At 56.6% G+C, this 18,855-nt stretch carries 13 protein-coding genes; 8 read left to right on the top strand and 5 right to left on the bottom strand.

Features of this window, described 5'->3' with window-relative positions; translation table 11 throughout:
- Positions 1-39: 39 nt before the first annotated feature.
- On the bottom strand, positions 40-642 hold the full coding sequence (locus PUV47_RS03460) for a TIGR00730 family Rossman fold protein (RefSeq protein WP_274217049.1): 603 nt from the start codon (positions 640-642) through the stop codon (positions 40-42).
- Between the two features lie 228 nt (positions 643-870).
- Between PUV47_RS03460 and PUV47_RS03455 the strand changes: the two genes are divergently transcribed.
- The 4 genes from PUV47_RS03455 (at position 871) to pssA (ending at position 6,185) form a co-directional block, all read left to right on the top strand.
- Positions 871-2,178 (top strand): LysM peptidoglycan-binding domain-containing protein, encoded by a 1,308-nt coding sequence (locus tag PUV47_RS03455; RefSeq protein WP_274217048.1) that lies wholly within the window; start codon positions 871-873, stop codon positions 2,176-2,178.
- A 442-nt stretch (positions 2,179-2,620) separates the two neighbouring features.
- Complete coding sequence (locus PUV47_RS03450) at positions 2,621-4,528, top strand: ABCB family ABC transporter ATP-binding protein/permease (protein ID WP_274217420.1); 1,908 nt, start codon at positions 2,621-2,623, stop codon at positions 4,526-4,528.
- 96 nt (positions 4,529-4,624) lie between these two features.
- Entirely contained in the window at positions 4,625-5,326 is a 702-nt protein-coding gene (locus PUV47_RS03445) for a phosphatidylserine decarboxylase (RefSeq protein WP_274217047.1), read from the top strand.
- A 13-nt stretch (positions 5,327-5,339) separates the two neighbouring features.
- Complete coding sequence (pssA, locus tag PUV47_RS03440; RefSeq protein ID WP_274217046.1) at positions 5,340-6,185, top strand: CDP-diacylglycerol--serine O-phosphatidyltransferase; 846 nt, start codon at positions 5,340-5,342, stop codon at positions 6,183-6,185.
- A gap of 126 nt (positions 6,186-6,311) precedes the next feature.
- Here the strand turns inward: pssA and PUV47_RS03435 are convergent, their stop codons facing one another.
- From PUV47_RS03435 to PUV47_RS03420, 4 genes are all read right to left on the bottom strand, one after another.
- Entirely contained in the window at positions 6,312-9,782 is a 3,471-nt protein-coding gene (locus PUV47_RS03435) for an efflux RND transporter permease subunit (protein WP_274217045.1), read from the bottom strand.
- Entirely contained in the window at positions 9,782-10,822 is a 1,041-nt protein-coding gene (locus PUV47_RS03430; RefSeq protein WP_337994492.1) for an efflux RND transporter periplasmic adaptor subunit, read from the bottom strand. Before PUV47_RS03430 ends, PUV47_RS03435 begins: the two co-directional genes overlap by 1 nt.
- Before the next feature lie 77 nt (positions 10,823-10,899).
- A complete protein-coding gene (locus PUV47_RS03425; RefSeq protein WP_274217043.1) occupies positions 10,900-11,451 on the bottom strand; it encodes a PadR family transcriptional regulator in 552 nt (183 codons plus the stop codon).
- 192 nt (positions 11,452-11,643) lie between these two features.
- On the bottom strand, positions 11,644-11,940 hold the full coding sequence (locus PUV47_RS03420; RefSeq protein ID WP_274217042.1) for a hypothetical protein: 297 nt from the start codon (positions 11,938-11,940) through the stop codon (positions 11,644-11,646).
- A 202-nt stretch (positions 11,941-12,142) separates the two neighbouring features.
- Between PUV47_RS03420 and puuE the strand changes: the two genes are divergently transcribed.
- From puuE to PUV47_RS03400, 4 genes are all read left to right on the top strand, one after another.
- Positions 12,143-13,048 carry an allantoinase PuuE gene (gene puuE / locus PUV47_RS03415; RefSeq protein WP_274217040.1) on the top strand — a complete coding sequence of 302 codons (906 nt, stop codon included), beginning with the start codon at positions 12,143-12,145 and terminating at the stop codon, positions 13,046-13,048.
- Between the two features lie 346 nt (positions 13,049-13,394).
- A complete protein-coding gene (locus PUV47_RS03410) occupies positions 13,395-14,087 on the top strand; it encodes a L,D-transpeptidase (protein WP_274217039.1) in 693 nt (230 codons plus the stop codon).
- 299 nt (positions 14,088-14,386) lie between these two features.
- A complete protein-coding gene (locus tag PUV47_RS03405) occupies positions 14,387-15,655 on the top strand; it encodes an efflux RND transporter periplasmic adaptor subunit (protein WP_274217038.1) in 1,269 nt (422 codons plus the stop codon).
- Between the two features lie 30 nt (positions 15,656-15,685).
- Positions 15,686-18,850, top strand: coding sequence for an efflux RND transporter permease subunit (locus tag PUV47_RS03400; protein ID WP_274217037.1), 3,165 nt, complete (start codon positions 15,686-15,688; stop codon positions 18,848-18,850).
- Positions 18,851-18,855 lie beyond the last annotated feature (5 nt).

Below are 18,855 nucleotides of genomic sequence, written 5' to 3'. Positions count from 1 at the left end.
GCGTGTCCGGCTGTTCGCTTGGTTTTTTAGACCCGACTATTAGTAGTCCGCGATGGTACCAACCGCCTTGTCCTTGTGCAGGACCGGCTTTTGAATGGAGGCACGCAGCAGCGGAATGGCGTTTTCCATGTCATCGGTGACTTCGTAACGCACTTCCATTTCTTCGCGGATGAACTTCTCCTGCTGCATGTGCTGCAACAGGGTCTTCAGCGGTTCCCAGAAACCGTCGATGTTTGCTAAAAGGACCGGCTTCTGGTGCTGCCCAAGCTGCGCCCAGGTCAGCATCTCCACCAGCTCTTCCAAGGTGCCAATGCCCCCCGGTAAGGCGATGAACGCATCGGCCTTTTCAAACATGATCCGTTTGCGCTCATGCATGTCCTGTGTGACGATCAGATCATGGGCTTCCGTTAGCATCACCTCACGGTTCTTGAGGAACTCAGGGATAACTCCGGTAACACTGCCACCATGTTCAAGCACGCTTCGTGCAACGATGCCCATAAGACCAATGGAACCGCCACCATAGACGAGACGAATGTTGTTCTCAGCAAGAAGGCGGCCAAGGGCTTCTGCAGCTTTTGCATAGGCAGGATTGGTTCCTTCGCCGGAGCCGCAGTACACACAGATGGTATTTAGTTCACTCATATTGCTTCAGGTGCCTGTATTTTTATGGGAGTCGCTTGGGGTTGATGAGGATCATCCGCCAAATCTAGCATTTTGGACGTGATGTTAAATATAAATATCGCGCACAATGATGCGAAAACGCGCGATATTGTTTAAGATATTGAGAGATAGCGGAAAAGATGCCAAAACAGGCGCAAACCACCGCGCCGTTGGTGCGAAAGGTCGCGACAGTAGGAGCGAACGGATAAAATGGCAAACAAAGGGATGAACTGGCTATTGGGGACGGCTGCACTCGTGGCCGTGGCGGCCATTGGTGTTGGCGTATATGTGCTGAACACTGGCTCATCCTCACAACAGACCGCATCAGGCGATGGCACTCTGGTAACGCCGGTTCGCGGCAGCGGCCAGCAGTCTGGCGGCGTTGGAACGGATGAGGAAAAAGCTGCAGGCAACGCAGATGAAACGCAGGTTGCCGCGCTGGATCCGCAAGAAACCCCAAGCGAACCGGAAGCGCCTGTTCAGGCCGCACCGGTTGAGATTGACAACACGCCAACATTTGACGTGATGCGCGTTGAGCCCACGGGCGATGCCGTTGTAGCGGGACGCACGGAAGCCGGTGCGGTTGTCGTTGTGGTGGCTGATGGCAAGATTGTGGGCCGGGGCGTTGCCAATGCAAACGGCGAGTTTGCCATTGTGCTGGACAAACCGCTCCCGCCAGGCAACCACGATGTGAGCCTTGAAGCGACCAATGAGACAACCCAGGAAAAGTCAGTCTCAAAGCAGCGCATTGCCGTTTCCATTCCAAAAGAGCAGGGCGGCGAAGTGCTGGTGGTGCTGAACGATCCGGATGGACCGTCCACCGTGCTGCAACTGCCTGAAGCAGACACTCAGACCGCTGCAGTTGCGCCGCAAACGCAAACCTCAGGAGACGGGCTTGAGGCCGATGCTCAGCCCGCTTCAGAGGCGGACCAGCAAGTGGCCTCTGCCGCGCCCACAGGCGGCGCTGCGGTATCAGACGGCAACCTGCGCGTTGAAGCGGTGGAGTCTCAGGACGGAAAAGTTTATGTGGCCGGTGAAGGCGCTCCGGGATCGAAGGTCCGCGTCTATGTGGGTGAAGACCTGATTGGCGAAGTGACAACGGACAAGAACGGCCGCTGGCTGGTGGAAGGTGCCCGTGACGTTGCCACCGGAAATGTTGAGGTACGCGCCGATCAGGTAAAGGGCAGTGAGGGCGAGGTGGTCGCCCGTGCCGAGGTGACCTTTGCCAAGACCGACGACAAGGTGATCTTGCAGCCGCTGCTGGCCGTTGCCTCTGGCACCGCTTCCGGCGCGGCAGGCGCAACCATTGAAGCGGGCGTGGGCGAACTGCCGAATGTGATCATTCGCAAGGGAGACAACCTCTGGACCATTTCCCGCCGTGTCTACGGCGATGGCTTTAGATACACCACGATTTATCAGGCAAACGATCGCCAAATTCGCAACCCCGACCTTATTTATCCGGGTCAGGTGTTTGTGCTGCCAGAGAGTGATTTGAACTGGCAGGAAGAAACCAACTAATCTGCGCCATGAAGCAGGAAGACAAGGCGCTGTCCGCGAACAACGGGCAGCGCTTTTTCGTAGGATGCTTGAGTGTGGCTTGGAATCTCTTTATTTGAACTGTTGTAAACCAATGGGTTTTCGAAAAAATTCTTGAATTTTGGGCCAATCCGGGCCTGTTAATTTCGCCCAGACACACTAATTCAGGACGACTGGCCTTGTTTTGGAAAGAGCGCCTGGAGCTGTACCCATGAGGATCGAAGCCTTGAGAAAAGGGCCCTGAACCAATCGATCTTCTTGATTGCAGCGCTTACGCTTTCCGTGGCCGACGGAAACCCTGATCAGATCAGATGCGGTTGAAACGCCATTGCCCTCCTTGGTTCGTCCCCGCTGATCCTAGCAATGAAAAGGCACAGGCATGACAGCCTCACCTCAGAACAAGTCCGCGCCTTCAAAGCGGAGCATGAATCCCAAACTGGATGCCGATGACAGCGGTCTGTTCAATACGCTGAAAGCCCTTTGGCCCTACATGTGGCCCTCCGACAGACCGGACTTGAAAAAGCAGGTGGTCATCGCAATGGTGGCCTTGATCATTGCAAAGATCGTCACGGTGTTCTCGCCCTACTTCTTTGGGTGGGCAACAGATTCCTTGAATAATCAGAGTGACTTGCCCTCTTGGCTGCCAGAGGTGCTGATTGCACCAGTGATGCTCGTACTGGCCTATCAGGCCGCCAGAATTCTGGCCGTGGCGTTCAACCAGTACCGCGATGCCATCTTTTCCGGGGTGGGGCTTCATGCGGTTCGTGAACTTGCAAACCTGACCTTCCAGCACCTCCACGCCTTGTCTTTGCGCTACCATTTGGGACGCCGCACCGGCGGGCTGACACGGGTGATCGACCGCGGTGTCAAGGGCATCGAGGGCATCGTGCGCTTTACGATCCTCAACGGCGTACCGACGGTAATCGAATTCGCCTTCATGGCGGTGGTGATCTGGTTCCAGTTCGGTTTCCTCTATGTGGTCGTGGTTGCGGCAACGGTGGTGGCCTATGTGCTTTACACCGTGAAAGCCTCCAACAAGCGCATTCAAATTCGCCGCGACATGAATGAAGCGGACACGGATGCCAACACCAAAGCCGTGGACAGCTTGCTGAACTTTGAAACGGTCAAGTACTTCGGAAACGAAGGCATGGAACGCACGCGGTTCGATAATGCCATGGCAGGCTATGAAAAAGCGGCCATCAAGACGTGGACGTCTCTGGCTTGGCTGAACTTTGGTCAGGCTCTGATCCTGGGCATCGGCATGGCGGTTTGTATGGCAATGTCGGCGCGGGCCATTCAGGCGGGCGAGCAGACCATTGGCGACTTCGTCATGATCAACGCATTGCTGATGCAGCTGGCCATGCCCCTGAACTTCATCGGCTTTATCTACCGCGAAATCCGGCAGGGCATTGCCGACCTTGAAGCCATGTTCGATGTGTTGGGTGTGGAGCCCGAGATTCAGGACAAGGAAAACGCCAAGCCGGTTGAGATCAAGCAGGGCGTCATTCGGTTTGAAGATGTTCACTTCCACTATGATGAAGCCCGAAAGGTGCTCCATGGTGTGAGCTTTGAAGTGCCCGCTGGCAAGACCATTGCCATTGTCGGTCCGTCCGGGGCAGGCAAAAGCACCATCTCGCGGCTGCTGTTCCGTTTCTATGATGTGACCGGCGGGGCCATCACCATTGATGGGGTGGATGTGCGCGACGTGACTCAAAGCTCCTTGCGCCACAAGATTGGCATGGTTCCTCAAGACACGGTGCTGTTTAACGACACCATTGCCTACAACATTCGCTATGGCCGCCCTGACGCGACAGATGACGAGGTGCGGGAAGCAGCGCGTCTGGCGCAGATTGACGGGTTTATTGAAAGCCTGCCAGAGGGTTACAACAGTCAGGTAGGTGAGCGCGGCCTGAAACTTTCTGGCGGCGAGAAACAGCGCGTTGCCATTGCCCGCACCATTTTGAAGGCACCGCCAATTCTGGTGCTGGATGAGGCAACATCTGCCCTTGATACGCATACGGAACAGGAGATCCAGTCAGCTCTCGATCTGGTGTCAAAAAACCGGACAACGCTGGTGATCGCTCACCGTTTGTCGACGGTGGTGAATGCCGATCTCATCCTTGTCCTGAAGGCAGGCGTTGCCGTTGAGCAGGGCACCCATGCAGAACTGCTGGCTCAAGACGGCCTCTATGCCTCCATGTGGGCGCGCCAGCGCGAAGTGGATGAAGCCGAAGCCAGACTGGAAGCCATGCGCAAACAAGACGAGGGTTTCATTCTCAAGGGAAAAACAGCCGAAGAAAGCGCAATTGAATCACTTCCAGTTGAAGGGTAAGACAAGACACTCTATGACGCCTTGTGCCAGTGGCTGTTTCTCGGGGTGGGGACAGCTGCAACTGGCCAAGACGCACTGACAGCTAAAGGGTGTGCTATGTCTCTTGCGGACACGATTTCCAAGACCTTTGTCCCGATCCACCGGGAAGGGTATCCATTTATCGCCATTGCTGGGGTGGCGACGCTGATCCTGGGTTGGTTCTGGTCACCGTTGTTCTGGATTGGTTTGATCCTGACGGCGTGGGTTTGCTACTTCTTCCGTGATCCGCCACGCGTGACGCCTGTTCGCGACGGTTTGATCGTATCGCCTGCGGACGGTACGGTGTGCTTGATCGGCCCTGCCGTGCCACCGCGTGAGTTGGACATGGGCGAAGAGCCGCTGATGCGCGTATGCATCTTCATGAACGTGTTTAACTGTCACGTGAACCGTGCGCCAATGGCTGGCCGGATTACCCGCGTCGCGTACAAGGCGGGCAAGTTCCTGAATGCGGAACTGGACAAGGCCAGCGAACACAACGAGCGCAACGGCATCGTCATCGAAAACGAAAACGCCCGCATCGGCGTTGTGCAAATCGCCGGACTGGTGGCGCGCCGTATTGTGTGTTTCGTGAAAGAAGGTGAGACAATTTCAGCAGGTGACCGTTTTGGCCTCATTCGCTTTGGGTCTCGCCTTGACGTTTACATGCCATATGGTACGCAGCCGTCAGTCGCTTTGGGCCAGACGATGATTGCCGGTGAAAGCATCATTGCCGACCTGAACAGCACAGAAAAGAACGATGTCGTAACGCGATACTCGTAAGAGGTAGACAAGGGTGACGGCTCCATTTCCTCCATATGACCCGGGTGGGTCAGTTGAGAACAAAAAGAAAAGAACTCGGCGCTTTCAAAAGGTTCCCGTGCGCATGATCTTGCCAAACGTGGTGACACTGCTGGCGCTATGTGCGGGCCTGACAGCCATTCGGATGGCTTTTGAAGCGCGCTGGGAATTTGCGATGGGAGCCATCATCCTCGCTGCTGTCCTCGATGGCCTTGATGGTCGCGTTGCGCGCATGGTGAAGGGCACGTCCCGGTTCGGGGCGGAGCTGGATTCACTGTCGGACTTTGTCAACTTCGGCGTGGCACCTGCCATCATCCTTTATGCCTGGATGCTGGATGAGGCCAGATCGCTTGGCTGGATCGCGGCCATGATCTACGCCATATGCTGCGCGCTGCGTTTGGCACGCTTCAATGTGGCGCTGGATGAGGAAAAGCCCAAATGGGCCGGAAAGTTCTTCACCGGCGTGCCGTCACCTGCCGGAGCCATCATCGTGCTTTTGCCGCTCTACATCGAGCGCCTTGGCATGCCGCACTATGAGGAACTGGCAACGCCGGTCGGTCTCTATGCGCTGCTCATAGGCTTTTTGATGGTGAGCCAGCTGCCATCGTATTCCGGCAAGCAGTTTGGTACCCGTGTACGGCGCGAATGGGTGTTACCACTGTTCGTGGTGTTCGTTGCGCTTGTCGCGCTGCTGTTGAGCTTCCCGTTCGAAACAATGACGGTGGTCACCCTGGGCTATCTGGCATCCATTCCATTTGCCTTCCGGTCCTTCCGAAAGCACATGCGAGAAGATGCAGAGGCCGCCGCAGCCGCTCTTCAGGACACCGAAGACAAGGCCTGAGGGTCACATCTTCAAAGGCGTCTAGCTTGAGCTAGAGAGTTTTGTCTTGTTCGCAAGACCCAATAAAAATGCCGGGGCAGTGCCCCGGCATTTTTGTTTGATAGAGGCGCTGACGCCGTTCGCAGATTATTCCGCAGCGATCTGAACGTCATCAACCTTGGTCTTGCCACTCATTGCCAGACCTGCTGTTGTAGCGTCCATCCCGTCTGTAGCATCCGGTGCGCTGCTGCTCCGTTTGCTGGTAAGACTGGAGATGAAATTCCACCACACGTTTGGCAGAGCCAGCATGACCGGGATCATGATGAGGGTGAGCAGGGTGGAGAACCCCAGACCTGCAATGATCGCCGTTGAAAGCTGCACCCACCACACCGCTGTTGTGCCGCCATAAGTGGTCACCTGACTGAAGAAGTCGAAGTTCAACTGCGTTGCCATCGGGATCAGACCGGCGATGGTGGTGATCGTTGTCAGCAACACGGGGCGCAAGCGCTGGGCAGAGGTCTGCAGGATCGCATCCATCGGCTCAACGCCGTCCGAGCGCAGGCGGTTATAGGTATCGATGAGAACAATGGCGTTGTTCACCACGATACCGGCCAGCGCCACGACGCCCGTACCCGTCATGATGATCGAGAACTTTTGCCCGGTAACCAGCATGCCAAGCAGCACGCCAAAGACGGACAGAACCACCGTGGAGAGCGTGAGAACACTCTGGTAGAAGCTGTTGTACTGAGTGACCAGAATGATGAACATCAGGAACAGCGAGCCGATCATGGCTTGCATGAGGAAGGCACCGGATTCCTTCTGCTCCTCATCTGCACCTCGGAACTTCAGGAAGACCCCCTCTGGGAAGGATTGGCTGTCGAGCCAGGCCTGAAGCTCCTTCACCTTGTCATCCACGAGGAAGCCAGCAGCCTGATCAACCGAGGCCTTCACGTCCATCGCATAAAGGCCATCACGCCGGGTGATGGTGGACACTTTCTGCTGCGGTGTACGGTCCACGAAGTTGGCCAGAGGTACAATGCCCAAGTCCGTTTGCAAGCGGAGGGCGTCAAACCGGTCCAACGTCCGCTCTTCTTCAGGAAGGCGCACACGGATATCAACTTCATCCTCCGCGTCAGACGGGCGGTACTTGCCGATGAGAACGCCGTTCGTCACAAGCTGTACCATGGCCCCAACCGCCGAGATGTCAGCACGGTAGCGGGCGGCTTGTTCGCGGTCGATATCAAGCGACCATTCAATGCCGGGCAGGGGACGACCATCCTCTTGATCGAGCAGGCCTTCCATCTGGTCTACGTGGTTGCGAATGCGCCCAACTGCGGCAACGACTGCGTCATAGTCGTTGGACGTGACCTGCAGCCGAATATCCTTGCCTGTTGGTGGGCCTCCCTCTTGAGCGCGGGTTTCAACCCGGATGCCTGCCAGCGAGGAGGTCTGTTTGCGAATGTCCTCGAAGATCTCAACGCTTGTACGGCGACAACAAAAGTCGGTGAACTCCAAGTCCAGACGGCCAATCAGGTCGACTGGGATGTCGCTGCCGCCCACGCTGCCACTGCCGCCGCTCGGAAACGCAGTTGCCACCGCATTCTCAATGCCCGGAATGGCAAGGACGATGTCGTTTACATCTCGAACCAGATCAAGCGACTCCATGGCCGACATGTTGCCTCGGCCCGAGACAAACACAGTGGCGCGTTCTGCTTCTTCATCAACAAAGAACTGAACGCCTGTGCTGTTGGCCATGAAGCTGAATAGAATCCCGGCACACAGCCCGACCATGGCAATGATCGTGAGCGTGGAGCCAATCACGTTCCCCGCCAGAAGCTTCAGGGTGCGCACATAGATGCCCGTGAAGCCCTTGACCTGCTTCGGGTCGAAACTGCCTTCACCTGAGAAAGCGCGCGCTGCCTCCAACTCCTCAATGCGGCGTTTTTCCGTCCGGCTGCGGGAGATGTCCGCAAGCCTGCGCATGACACGGAAGACGGGAAGGGCCAAAACAAGAGCAGCACCAATGCCCGCGACAAGCGCGAGGGAGCCAAGCGTTGCTGTCAGTACCGGCAAAGTGGAAACCACCAGGCCAACGGCCGCCAACACCATGGGGGTCATGACCCATTCCGCATGACGACCAAGGAAAGCCGAGACACCAGCGATCACACCCCCCGTCACCGGCAGGAACACCATTGCCGTCAGCAGGGACGCAGACAGAACGATAATCACCATGATCGGCAAGTAGCTCATGAACTCACCGGAAACCCCCGGCCACAACAGCATGGGCAGGAAGGCCGCCAGCGTGGTGGCGGTGGACGAAACGATGGGCCAGAACATCAGCTTGGAGGCGCGAATGTAGGCCTGCTTTGGCGGCATGCCCTCGGCGGTCTTTCGGTCCGCATACTCCACCATCACGATGGCACCATCCACCAGCATCCCAACGGTGAGCACAAGGCCGAACATGACCATGGTGTTCACTGTCATGCCGAGCGAAGACAGGATCAAGAAGCCGGTCATGAAGGACGTTGGAATGGATAGGCCAACTAGCAGAGCGGATTTCAGACCCAGCGCGGCCACCACAATCACCATGACCAGCATGACAGCGGTCATGATGGAGGACTGCAACGAGCCGAGGATCTGATAGATGTTGTCGGATTCGTCCAACATCAGATTGACCTTGACGGACTCCGGCAGGTCCTTGGTCGCGGCCTGAACCGCCGCGGTTACGGCTGAGTTGTTTTCGATGATGTTCTCACCGATCCGCTTGACCACCTCCAGGGTGATTGCGCGCTCACCGTTTACCAGCGTGAACTCCGAAGCGTCCTTGAAGGTGCGCTTAATAGTGGCAATGTCGCCAAGTGTGACGACGCTTTCACCAGATTGCTTGAGCGGGAGGGAAAACACATCTTCCGACGTCTCCACCAGCCCGGGCACCTTGATGTTGAACCGGCCTGAACCCCCATCAATGAACCCTGCGGGAATGAGCTGGTTGTTCTGGGTCAAGGCGCGGATCAACTCGGACTGAGAAACCTCATAGGCTTCCATCTTGAGTGTATCGATGACCACTTCGAGGAGTTCCTCGCGGTGGCCCTTCATGTTGGCTTCCTTGACCGTCGGAATGGCCTCGATCACATCCTGAAGGCGGCGCGCCGTGCGAAACAGGGCGCGCTCGGGCACGTCTCCGGAAAGGGTCACATAAAGGACTGGCTGGAGCGCCATGTTCTGCGGGAAGATCGTCGGTTCATCCGCGTCTTCTGGGATGTTGGCCTTGGCCTGATCCACCTTGTCGCGAATGTCCGCCAGCGCCTTGTCCTTGTCAAAGCTGATGTCGAACTCAAGAAGCACACCCACATGGCCCTCACTGGCAATGGTGGTGATCTCCTTCAAGCCCTCAAGGCCGCGCAGTTCCGTCTCCATGGGCTTCACGATGAGCCGGTTCGCATCTTCTGGAGAAATGCCCTGCTGACCGATGGATACATAGAAGAACGGCACGTCGATATCAGGCGCGGCCTCTTTGGGCACGTTGATATAAGACATGATGCCAGCCACAACCATGACCACCATGAGGGTGAGCACGGTTCGAGGCCGGTTCAATATGGCTTCAAGCATGGAAGTCATCAGTTTACCTCCAAGCTTTCAAATACAGGGTCTACCTGTTTGCCTGCGCTCACGTAATCCTGCCCCACAACGATGATGGTCGCCGTGTCGGGAAGGCCGGTGAGCCACACGCCGTCGCGATCACCGCCGATGACTTCCACAGGGTAGAACACGACGCGGTTGTTCTCGTCCACGCCCCGCAGGCCAACAATGCCGCTGTCGTTCAATGTCAGATAGGCCGGGCTCATGAAATGCGCCTTCTGCGCCGCCAGCTTGAGGCGGGTGAGGGCGGTGACGCCATCCAGAACCTTGGCATCCTCATTGGGGATCAGAACTTCAACACGGAATGTCCGGGTGTCAGGGTCGGCGGAAGGCGCAATGTAGCGAACGGTGCCTCTGACACTCTGCCCCGTAACCAGTTTCACCTCAGCGGGCTGACCGATGTAGACCTTGCCAATGTTGGTTTCGGAGATGGTGCCGATTGCAAGCATCGGATTGGGATCGACAACCGTCGCGCAGGTCTGTCCCGCAGTCAGGATCGTTCCCATTTCAACCATGGGGCTTTCGACCACGCCTTCAACCGGAGAACGGATCTCGGTTCGCTCCAGTTCGATCTCTGCCTCGCGCAATTCGGCCTGAGCCGCATCACGGGCAGCCTTCAGAGCTGCGACGCGATTGTTGGCGGCAAAGCCCTTGCCTGAAAGCTGGTCGGCGGCTTCAAAATCCAGCTGCGCTTGAGCCAGCAACGCGTTCGCCTGCAGAACGCGGGCCTCGCGTGCTCCACGGTCCAGAACGCACAAAAGATCACCCGGTTTGACCTGCTGACCTTCTTTCACCGGGCGCTTTGCGACACGCGCCGTGGTTTCAGCCCGAACCTCAACCTTGGCGTCTGCCTCGGTGCGTCCGCGCAGCTCAAGATAGGCCTCACGCATCTGGCTGTGAAACTTGGCGACACGAACGGAAAACGTTTCCTCGTTTTCGGCAGAAATTCGGGTTGCAGGAGGTGGGACAGATTGATCGTTCTCGCCTTGCCCGCCGATAACCACGGAGCCCGAACTCATCCAGAGGGCGATCCCTCCAGCGATCCCTGCGGCCAAAATATATGAAAAACGGATAGCCATGACTTTGTCTTTTCGAGTTACTCGGCAGCCTGCGCGGGCGTTTGGGAGGACGCTTGAGGCAGGGCTTCCAATTCGGAGCGATTGTCTTCGATGTACTTCAGGCCGGCAGTGAGCGTTGCAATGCCCATACGCAACGTCCAGCAGCCAGCAGGATGGGTGCAGACTTCCAGTTCGGCCTCTAGGGCGGAAATTCTATTTTGGAGTTCTTCGATGCGCATATCTATGCGCCCAGAAAGGAACTCGGGAGAAAGGTGCGCCGCGTGCAGAGCGGTAAACAAGAATGGGGAGCGATACGTGTCGTCATAGGGAGGTTGTTGCAGCTCCTCACAGAACGCAAGCCGCCCCTTGTCAGTGATGGTGTAGACTTTTCGTGAAGGCTTGCCGGGAGCAGTTTCTTCCCGAGAAGTGACAAGACCCTCGGCTTCAAGCTTGTTCAAGCACGGATAAATCGAACCATAACTGGCATCAGTGAAGTAGCGATGCAGGCCGTCCTTGGAGCGTTTGCGAAGATCGTAACCTGTCGTTTCACCCTTCATCAGGATAGAGAGGCAGAATTTCCGTGTACTCATGAAGGATCGATCCTGTTGATGACCATGCTGGGTGGTTAGCCGCGATTAAACTCAAAACGAGTATATGTATCGGTTCGATATATCGCTTATATACGTATCGAGCCGATATAAGTCAAACGTTGAGTGACGCAACCGTCATTTACCTCACGCGCTGGCTACAGGGATCGGATCATGGAGCGGATTGCTGATCTTTTAGTCAGCTTTGGGATGGATAACGCTGATACGCTCCTGGAGCGTTGATTCAGGAAACCATTGGCGCAGCAGGCTTAACGCCTGCGAACTGGTGTCGGGTCTGTGCGCGGCAATGAGCCGTTTCATGGCTGCAAGTCGCTCCTCAAGCTGACATTCATATGCCATGAGTTCCGAGTAGCGCCCGGACCGGTGCGTTGAGGAGGGGCGAAGAGATGTTGTGCGAGACCGCGACACGGCAGGAAGATCAGCGAGAGAGGCTTCAGGCGAGGGCTCCGGGAAATCCTTGGCGAGTGTCATCAGGTAGGTCCTCTTGGTATAACGCACGTTACGTAACGTAATATGAGAGGCTAAATGTAAATTGTGTCTGAGCGTTGACACTAAATTTGGAACGAGTTGGATTACAGGCTTGATGCCGCTTTGGGGATGTGCTGGCATTGCAACTAAAAAGCAAGCAATCCCATTGGTTTAAGTAGCGTTTTGCAGGCGAGGCACCATAGATATGAATTACCCTAGAGATTTAGTGGGTTATGGAAGGCAGACACCGGACCCCAAGTGGCCTAACGGGGCCAAGGTCGCCCTCCAGTTCGTGATCAACTACGAAGAGGGCGGGGAAAACAACATCCTCCATGGCGATCCGGCCTCAGAGGCGTTCCTCTCAGAAATTATTGGCGCCGAACCGCTGGTGAACCAACGCCATCCGAACATGGAAACCATTTATGAGTATGGGGCCCGGGCAGGCTTCTGGCGGCTGTGGCGCGCATTCACCTCCCGCAACATGCCGGTAACGGTTTTCGGTGTGGCGACAGCCTTGCAGCGCAATCCGGAAGCCGTGGCTGCCATGAAGGAAGCGGACTGGGAAATCGCTTCTCACGGCCTCAAGTGGATAGAATACCGAGATTTTTCCAAGCAGGAAGAACGCTTCCACATGGAGGAAGCCATTCGCATTCACACAGAGGTGACAGGGGAGCGGCCCCTTGGCTGGTACACCGGCCGATGCTCCGAGCGCACGCGGGATATCGTCATGGAGACCGGCGGTTTTTTGTATGATGCAGACAGCTATGCCGACGACTTGCCCTACTGGACCGAAGGCGAAAACGGACCGCACTTGATTGTGCCTTATACGCTAGACAACAATGATATGCGCTTTGCAACCTCGCAAGGTTTCAACTCGGGAGATCAGTTCTTCGCGTATTTGAGAGACAGCTTTGACACGCTCTACGAGGAAGGGCAGCAGGGCGCGCCCAAGATGCTCTCGGTTGGTTTGCATTGCCGTCTCGTGGGACGCCCCGGACGTATGGCAGCGCTGAACCGCTTCTTGGATTATGTTGCAGCGAAAAGCGATGTGTGGGTGGCCCGGCGCGTTGACATTGCGCGCCATTGGCATGAGCACCATAAGCCGGGCTGAGCGGCCAGATTTTGCTTCTCCCCCTTAAAAGTTGAAGAACAAGCCGCTACACAATTTCGTGAGCGGTTTGTTTGTTTAAAACACACAAATCCACCAGAGGCCCCTGTGGTATCAGGTTCTGTTTGCCTTATTTCGACATAATCAAATGGTCTAAGCGCCTCTGTGAGTTTTGGGGTCCCGCGCTGTTACACCTTGTTTAATGTCCATTAAGCATAAGTGGGGCAAATTTGATGATAAATTTTTGGGCTTCCTGCAGAAGTTCGTTAGGGTAGGCGTGCAAGATCTGCCCTAAGCCCATGTTAGATTAAAAGGAAAAAGTGCGGTGAAGGCACAAGAACTAATAGGAATGAAAAACGAGTTGGCCTCATCGAAGCTGACCCGCCGCAGCTTCCTCGTTGGATCATCGGCCCTCTTGTTGGCAGGGTGCCAGACAACCTCCAGCCCGCGGCCCCGTGCAACTTTGGATTTGCGCGCTGATCCTTATTACGTCGCCATGTACGGCCCCATTCCGGATGAAAAATTCCCAATCCCCGCTGTCGATCTGAAACAGGTTTCGGATTCTCGTTTCTTGCGTCAGGTGGTGCCATACACTGGTCCTGAGCGTGCTGGCACGCTGGTGGTCGATCCGGGCGAACGGTTCCTCTATTTGGTGCGGGCTGACGGCACTGCTATGCGCTATGGCGTTGGCGTCGGTCGTGCAGGGTTCGAGTGGTCTGGTGATGCCAGAGTGCAGTACAAGCGCCAGTGGCCACGTTGGACACCGCCGTCGGACATGATTGCGCGCCAGCCAGAGCTGGAAAAATACCGGAATGGCATGGAGCCGGGGCTTGGTAATCCGCTGGGCGCAAGGGCCCTCTATCTGTTCGACAACGGTGTTGATACCCTGTACCGCATTCATGGCACCAACGAAGACTGGTCTATCGGACAGAATGTATCGAGCGGCTGTATTCGCTTGTTCAATCAGGACATAATCGACCTTTACAATCGTGTGCCAGATGGCAGCCCCGTTGTGGTGCGCCAGTCAGTGGCAGCCGTGTAAAAGCTGCAAACCCAAGTTTTTTCAAGCGGCTGTCTTCGGGCAGCCGTTTTTGTTTGTAGCCAAACGCCGTGGTTCGCCCTGCAATAAGTGTATCAAAGTGTATCAGGAGACGATGTTTCAGATAGTTGGTTACCTTTCGGGCGCGCACAACACTGGCGTGCTCCATCGAATTCGGAGATAAGACTACCACTAGGATTCCGGTGGCATTTGTGTTCTGGCCACGGAACCATTCGGGTAATTCTACGAGAAGCTGGCAAGGCTTCCTTCCGCACTGAAAAAGAGATTGGAGTGTCTTCCCCATGAAGGCTCTGAAGTTCGCAGCTACTGCTGGCGTTACGGTTGCAGTCGTAACAGCTGGCTATTTTATGATCGGCGCCCCCATGCTGGAGAGCCAGAAGCTCTCAGGACTGAAAGACTTGGGTGTGGTGCAGGACGCAAATGCTGCCACAGCAAACGCACAGCCAGCAGGCGGTCCTCCGGGCATGGGGCCGGGCGGTCCGCGTGAGGTCGCTGTCCACGCCCGTAACGTGGTTTTGGCGCAAACCGACACCTTTGTCCGTGCCATCGGCACTGGCAGATCCATTCGCACCACCGATCTTTATCCTGAAACAAGTGGCCGCGTGACAACGATTGCTTTCACCGCTGGCGACAAGGTGCAGGCAGGCGATACACTCTTCACGCTGGATAACATCAATGAACAACTGGCTTTGCGCCAGGCAGAGATTGAGCTTCAGGATGCCATCGATCAGGTGGACCGCTACCAGCGCCTGAACCAAAGCCAGAGCCAAACCATCTCCTCAGTACAGCTGCAAGACGCGCGCATCGCAAAGGAGAAAGCTGAGCTGCAACTTGAGAAGGCCCGCGTCGAACTCAATAAACGCCGTGTAGTTGCGCCGTTCGAAGGGACGCTTGGCATTGTGGACGTGGAAATTGGCGATCTGGTGGATGACAAGACACGCCTGAGCGGGCTTGATGACCGGGCGGAAATCCTGGTGGAGTTCGTCGTGCCGGAGCGTTTTGCAAATGAAGTGGCTATCGGCGGCCGCGTCGAGCTGACCACAGAGGCAGCTCCCGGTGTTGTTTTCAATGGAACGATCAGCACCATTGATAACCGTGTAAGCTCTGAAAGCCGAACCTTGAAACTGCGCGCTCTTGTGAGCAATCCGCGTGATTTGCTTAAGTCTGGACTGGCCTTCTCCGTTCGCGTGCTTTTGGAGGGGCAGGAATGGCCCGCCGTCCCACCACTGGCTCTGCGATGGGACCAGGACGGCTCTTATGTGTGGGTTGCTCGGGAAAACAAGGCCCAGCGTCTGCCCGTTACCATTATCGAGCGCAACTCGGATCTGATTTTGGTTGAGGCCGACTTGAAGCCGGGTGAGGTGGTGATTACCGAAAGCTCCCGTGGTCTTCGAGAAGGGGCCAAGCTGACCATCACCGCGCAGCCGGGCTTCAGCTTGCAGATGCCAGAGGCCGTGAGCTCCGACGCCTCAAAGGACCAGCAAACCACGTTGCCAAACGGCGCTTCCGGGGTGGGGCAGCAGGCTGCTGCCTCCGGCGGTGTGCGTTAAGTCTGTCCAGTGTAGAAAGAGACCCATCCCATGCATAAGCAAAATGCGGTGGAGGACAAGAACCTCTACAGTGGCATCTACGCGCTGTGTGTGCGCCGTCCTGTTCTTGCGATCGTGCTGAACCTTCTGCTCGTGGTAGCAGGGGCCGCGGCGTTGCTCGGTGTTGAAATTCGCGAAATGCCGAACGTGGACCGTCCGGTGATTACCATCACCACAACCTATTCCGGCTCGCCGCCGGAGGTGGTGGATGCAGAAGTCACCAGTGTGATTGAAGAGGCGGTTGCACGCACCTCAGGTGTGTCCTCAATCTCCTCCACCTCCAGCTATGGGCGTAGCCGCGTCACCGTTGAATTCTCCGACAGTGTGGATGTGGGCGAAGCGGCCAACGACATTCGTGACGCCGTTGGCGGTGTAACGCGCAACCTGCCAGATGACGCCGACACTCCCACCGTGGTGAAGGCCGATGCGGACGCCGAACCCGTCATGCGCGCCACGGTGACCTCACCCCAGATGCGTGTGGAAGACCTCAGCGCACTCGTTGAAGACGTGATCGTCGACCGCATTGCCTCCGTTTCAGGGGTGGCCAGTGTGGACACTTACGGCAGCCGGGAGCCGGTCTTCAAGATCGCGCTGGACATGACGGCGCTTTCCAGCCGGGGGCTGACGCCCAACGATGTGCGCGGTGTTCTTGAGGCTTTGGCCATGGACACCTCTGGCGGCGCGTTGGAGACCACCTACCAGGAGCTTTATGTCCGGGCACACAATGACATCGAGACCGCAGAAGACATCGCCGCCGTGAAAATCAACAGCACCACCCGTATCCGCGACGTGGCGCTGGTGACTTACGGACCTGATGATGCCGCGTCAGGGGCGTTCATCAATGGCGTGCGTGCCATTGCGCTGGGCATCATTCGCGCCGCAGATTCCAACACCATCGAGATTTCTCAGGATGTGCGTGCGGTGATTGCCGAGTTGGAAAAGCAACTTCCCGAGCATGTTGAAATCATCATCACGGCAGATGATGCGGTGTTCATTGAGAGCGCCATCTCGGAAGTTCTCATCAGCCTGCTCATGGCAACGGCAATCGTGATCGCAATCATCATGCTGTTTCTGGGCTCGTGGCGTGTCACCCTGATCCCGGCAGTTACGGTGCCAGTGGCGCTCATGGGCGCTGTGGTCGGGATTTGGCTTGTTGGCTTTTCCATGAACATCTTGACGCTTTTGGCACTGTTGCTGGCCACCGGCATGGTGGTGGACGATGCCATTGTGGTGCTGGAGAACATTTCCAAGCGCGTTCAAAAGGGCGAGGGAACCCACGCCGCTGCCATTCTTGGCACGAAGGAAGTGTTCTTTGCGGTTGTCAGCACCACGGCAACGCTTGCTGCCGTGTTCATCCCAATCTCGTTTCTTTCGGGAAGTGTGGGCAAGCTGTTCTCCGAGTTCGGCTTTGTGCTTGCCATTTGTGTGCTGCTGTCATCGTTCGTCGCGCTTACCCTCGCGCCCATGATGGCCTCACGGATCTTGAAGCCGGTCGACGCGCAAAAGGCGGCGCGCCCTTCCATGCTATGGGTGCTCATCATGAAGATGGGCGGCGCGCTTGCGCGCATCTATGAAATGCTGCTCAACAAGGCTTTGAAGGTGCCGCTTCTTGTGGTGGCAATTTCAATTGGCTTTGGCGCGCTGGGCTGGAACTACTACCAGACCTTGCCGGAGCAGCTCACTCCGCTTGAAGATCGCTCGATCATCTTGATGATGGCCCGTACGCCGCAGGGCTCAAGCCTTGACTACACCCGCTCAAAACTGGCGGAGATCGAGGATATTGCTGGCCGTTATGTGGAGAGCGGTGAAGCGCAGAACCTCATGACAATTGCAGGTGTACGCAACAGCAAGAACATGGGCTTCCTCATTCTGCCACTGAAAACGTGGAGTGAAAGAGACAGAAGCCAGCAGGAGATCGTGGCGGAGATGAACCGCGCCATGATGAGCCTGAAGGGTATTGATGTGTTCCTCATTCAGCCGAACACATTGGGCATCCGCGGGGCAGGGGAAGGACTGCGTTTTGCGGTGACGGGCACCAACTACGACGTGTTGGCAGAAGGGGCACATGCGCTTTCCCAGGCCATGCAGGATGAACTTGGTGACAAGATCGGCCGCACGAACATTTCTTATGACACGACCCAGCCGCAGCTGCTGTTCAGCGTGGATCGGGACAGGGCGGAAGATCTGGGCCTGTCTCCAGAGCTGGTCATCTCCACCCTGCGCATGTTGCTGGATGGCTCGGAAGTGGCGGAGCTGTTCGTGGAAGATGATGGTATCCCCATGATCATGGAGTCCGGAGCGACACCGCTGCGCTCCACGCGCGATCTGGAAAACCTGTTCGTGAAGGCCGCAGATGGCACAATGTTGCCCCTGTCATCCATCGTGAGCGTCAAGGAGGAGGCTGTCGCCCCGTCGCTGACCCGTGAGCGGCAGCAGCGCGCCGTACCGATCTCCATGAGCCTTAATGAGGGCTATGATCTGTCCCAATCCATTGAGGACATGCGCCGCATTGCAGCTGAGGTGCTTCCTCCGGAGGTGACAATCACGCTGCTCAGCGAGGCTGCGGTGTTGGAACAGACATCCTCCAACATGTTGCTGACCTTTGGCTTTGCGATCCTGATCGTGTTTCTGGTGCTTTCAGCGCAGTTCGAAAGCTTCCTCAGTGCCACTGTCATTCTGGCAACAGTGCCCTTCGGTCTGGCCGCTGCAGTGTTTGCAATCGCGTGGACCGGCGGCTCGCTTAATGTCTACAGCCAGATCGGCATGGTGCTTCTGGTGGGGATCATGGCCAAGAACGGCATTCTGGTGGTGGAGTTTGCAAATCAGCTGCGCGAACAAGGCAACTCAGTGCGAGACGCCATCCATAAGGCATGCCTTCAGCGCCTGCGCCCGGTGATGATGACGGTCATTTCCACAGTGCTCGGTGGAGTACCACTTGTCCTCGCTTTTGGCGCTGGTGCCGAAGCGCGCATGGAGCTGGGCTGGGTGATTGTTGGCGGCCTGGGCTTTGCAACGGTTGCAACGCTGTTTGTAACGCCGGCAGCGTATCTGCTGCTTGCCCGCTTCAGCACACCGCGTCAGCATCATCTGGCACGCGTTCATGAGGAGATGCGCGCAGCATTGCAAGATAGCGCTGCGCACAAAAACCCAGACTGATCGCA

Source organism: Pseudovibrio exalbescens (genome assembly GCF_028737195.1).
GTDB classification, from domain to species: domain Bacteria; phylum Pseudomonadota; class Alphaproteobacteria; order Rhizobiales; family Stappiaceae; genus Pseudovibrio; species Pseudovibrio zosterae.
The sequence above is the reverse complement of the archived record's forward strand: the minus strand, read 5'-3'. Positions and strand labels throughout refer to the sequence as shown.

Bases quoted from the DNA above. Each gene is read 5' to 3' on its own strand.
- PUV47_RS03435 (WP_274217045.1), bottom strand. From the start codon at position 9,782: ATGACTTCCATGCTTGAAGCCATATTGAACCGGCCTCGAACCGTGCTC.
- PUV47_RS03430 (WP_337994492.1), bottom strand. From the start codon at position 10,822: ATGAGTTCGGGCTCCGTGGTTATCGGCGGGCAAGGCGAGAACGATCAA.
- PUV47_RS03460 (WP_274217049.1), bottom strand. From the start codon at position 642: ATGAGTGAACTAAATACCATCTGTGTGTACTGCGGCTCCGGCGAAGGA.
- PUV47_RS03445 (WP_274217047.1), top strand. From the start codon at position 4,625: ATGTCTCTTGCGGACACGATTTCCAAGACCTTTGTCCCGATCCACCGG.
- PUV47_RS03405 (WP_274217038.1), top strand. From the start codon at position 14,387: ATGAAGGCTCTGAAGTTCGCAGCTACTGCTGGCGTTACGGTTGCAGTC.
- PUV47_RS03400 (WP_274217037.1), top strand. From the start codon at position 15,686: ATGCATAAGCAAAATGCGGTGGAGGACAAGAACCTCTACAGTGGCATC.
- PUV47_RS03420 (WP_274217042.1), bottom strand. From the start codon at position 11,940: ATGACACTCGCCAAGGATTTCCCGGAGCCCTCGCCTGAAGCCTCTCTC.
- PUV47_RS03410 (WP_274217039.1), top strand. From the start codon at position 13,395: ATGAAAAACGAGTTGGCCTCATCGAAGCTGACCCGCCGCAGCTTCCTC.
- PUV47_RS03450 (WP_274217420.1), top strand. From the start codon at position 2,621: ATGAATCCCAAACTGGATGCCGATGACAGCGGTCTGTTCAATACGCTG.
- PUV47_RS03425 (WP_274217043.1), bottom strand. From the start codon at position 11,451: ATGAGTACACGGAAATTCTGCCTCTCTATCCTGATGAAGGGTGAAACG.
- PUV47_RS03455 (WP_274217048.1), top strand. From the start codon at position 871: ATGGCAAACAAAGGGATGAACTGGCTATTGGGGACGGCTGCACTCGTG.
- puuE (WP_274217040.1), top strand. From the start codon at position 12,143: ATGAATTACCCTAGAGATTTAGTGGGTTATGGAAGGCAGACACCGGAC.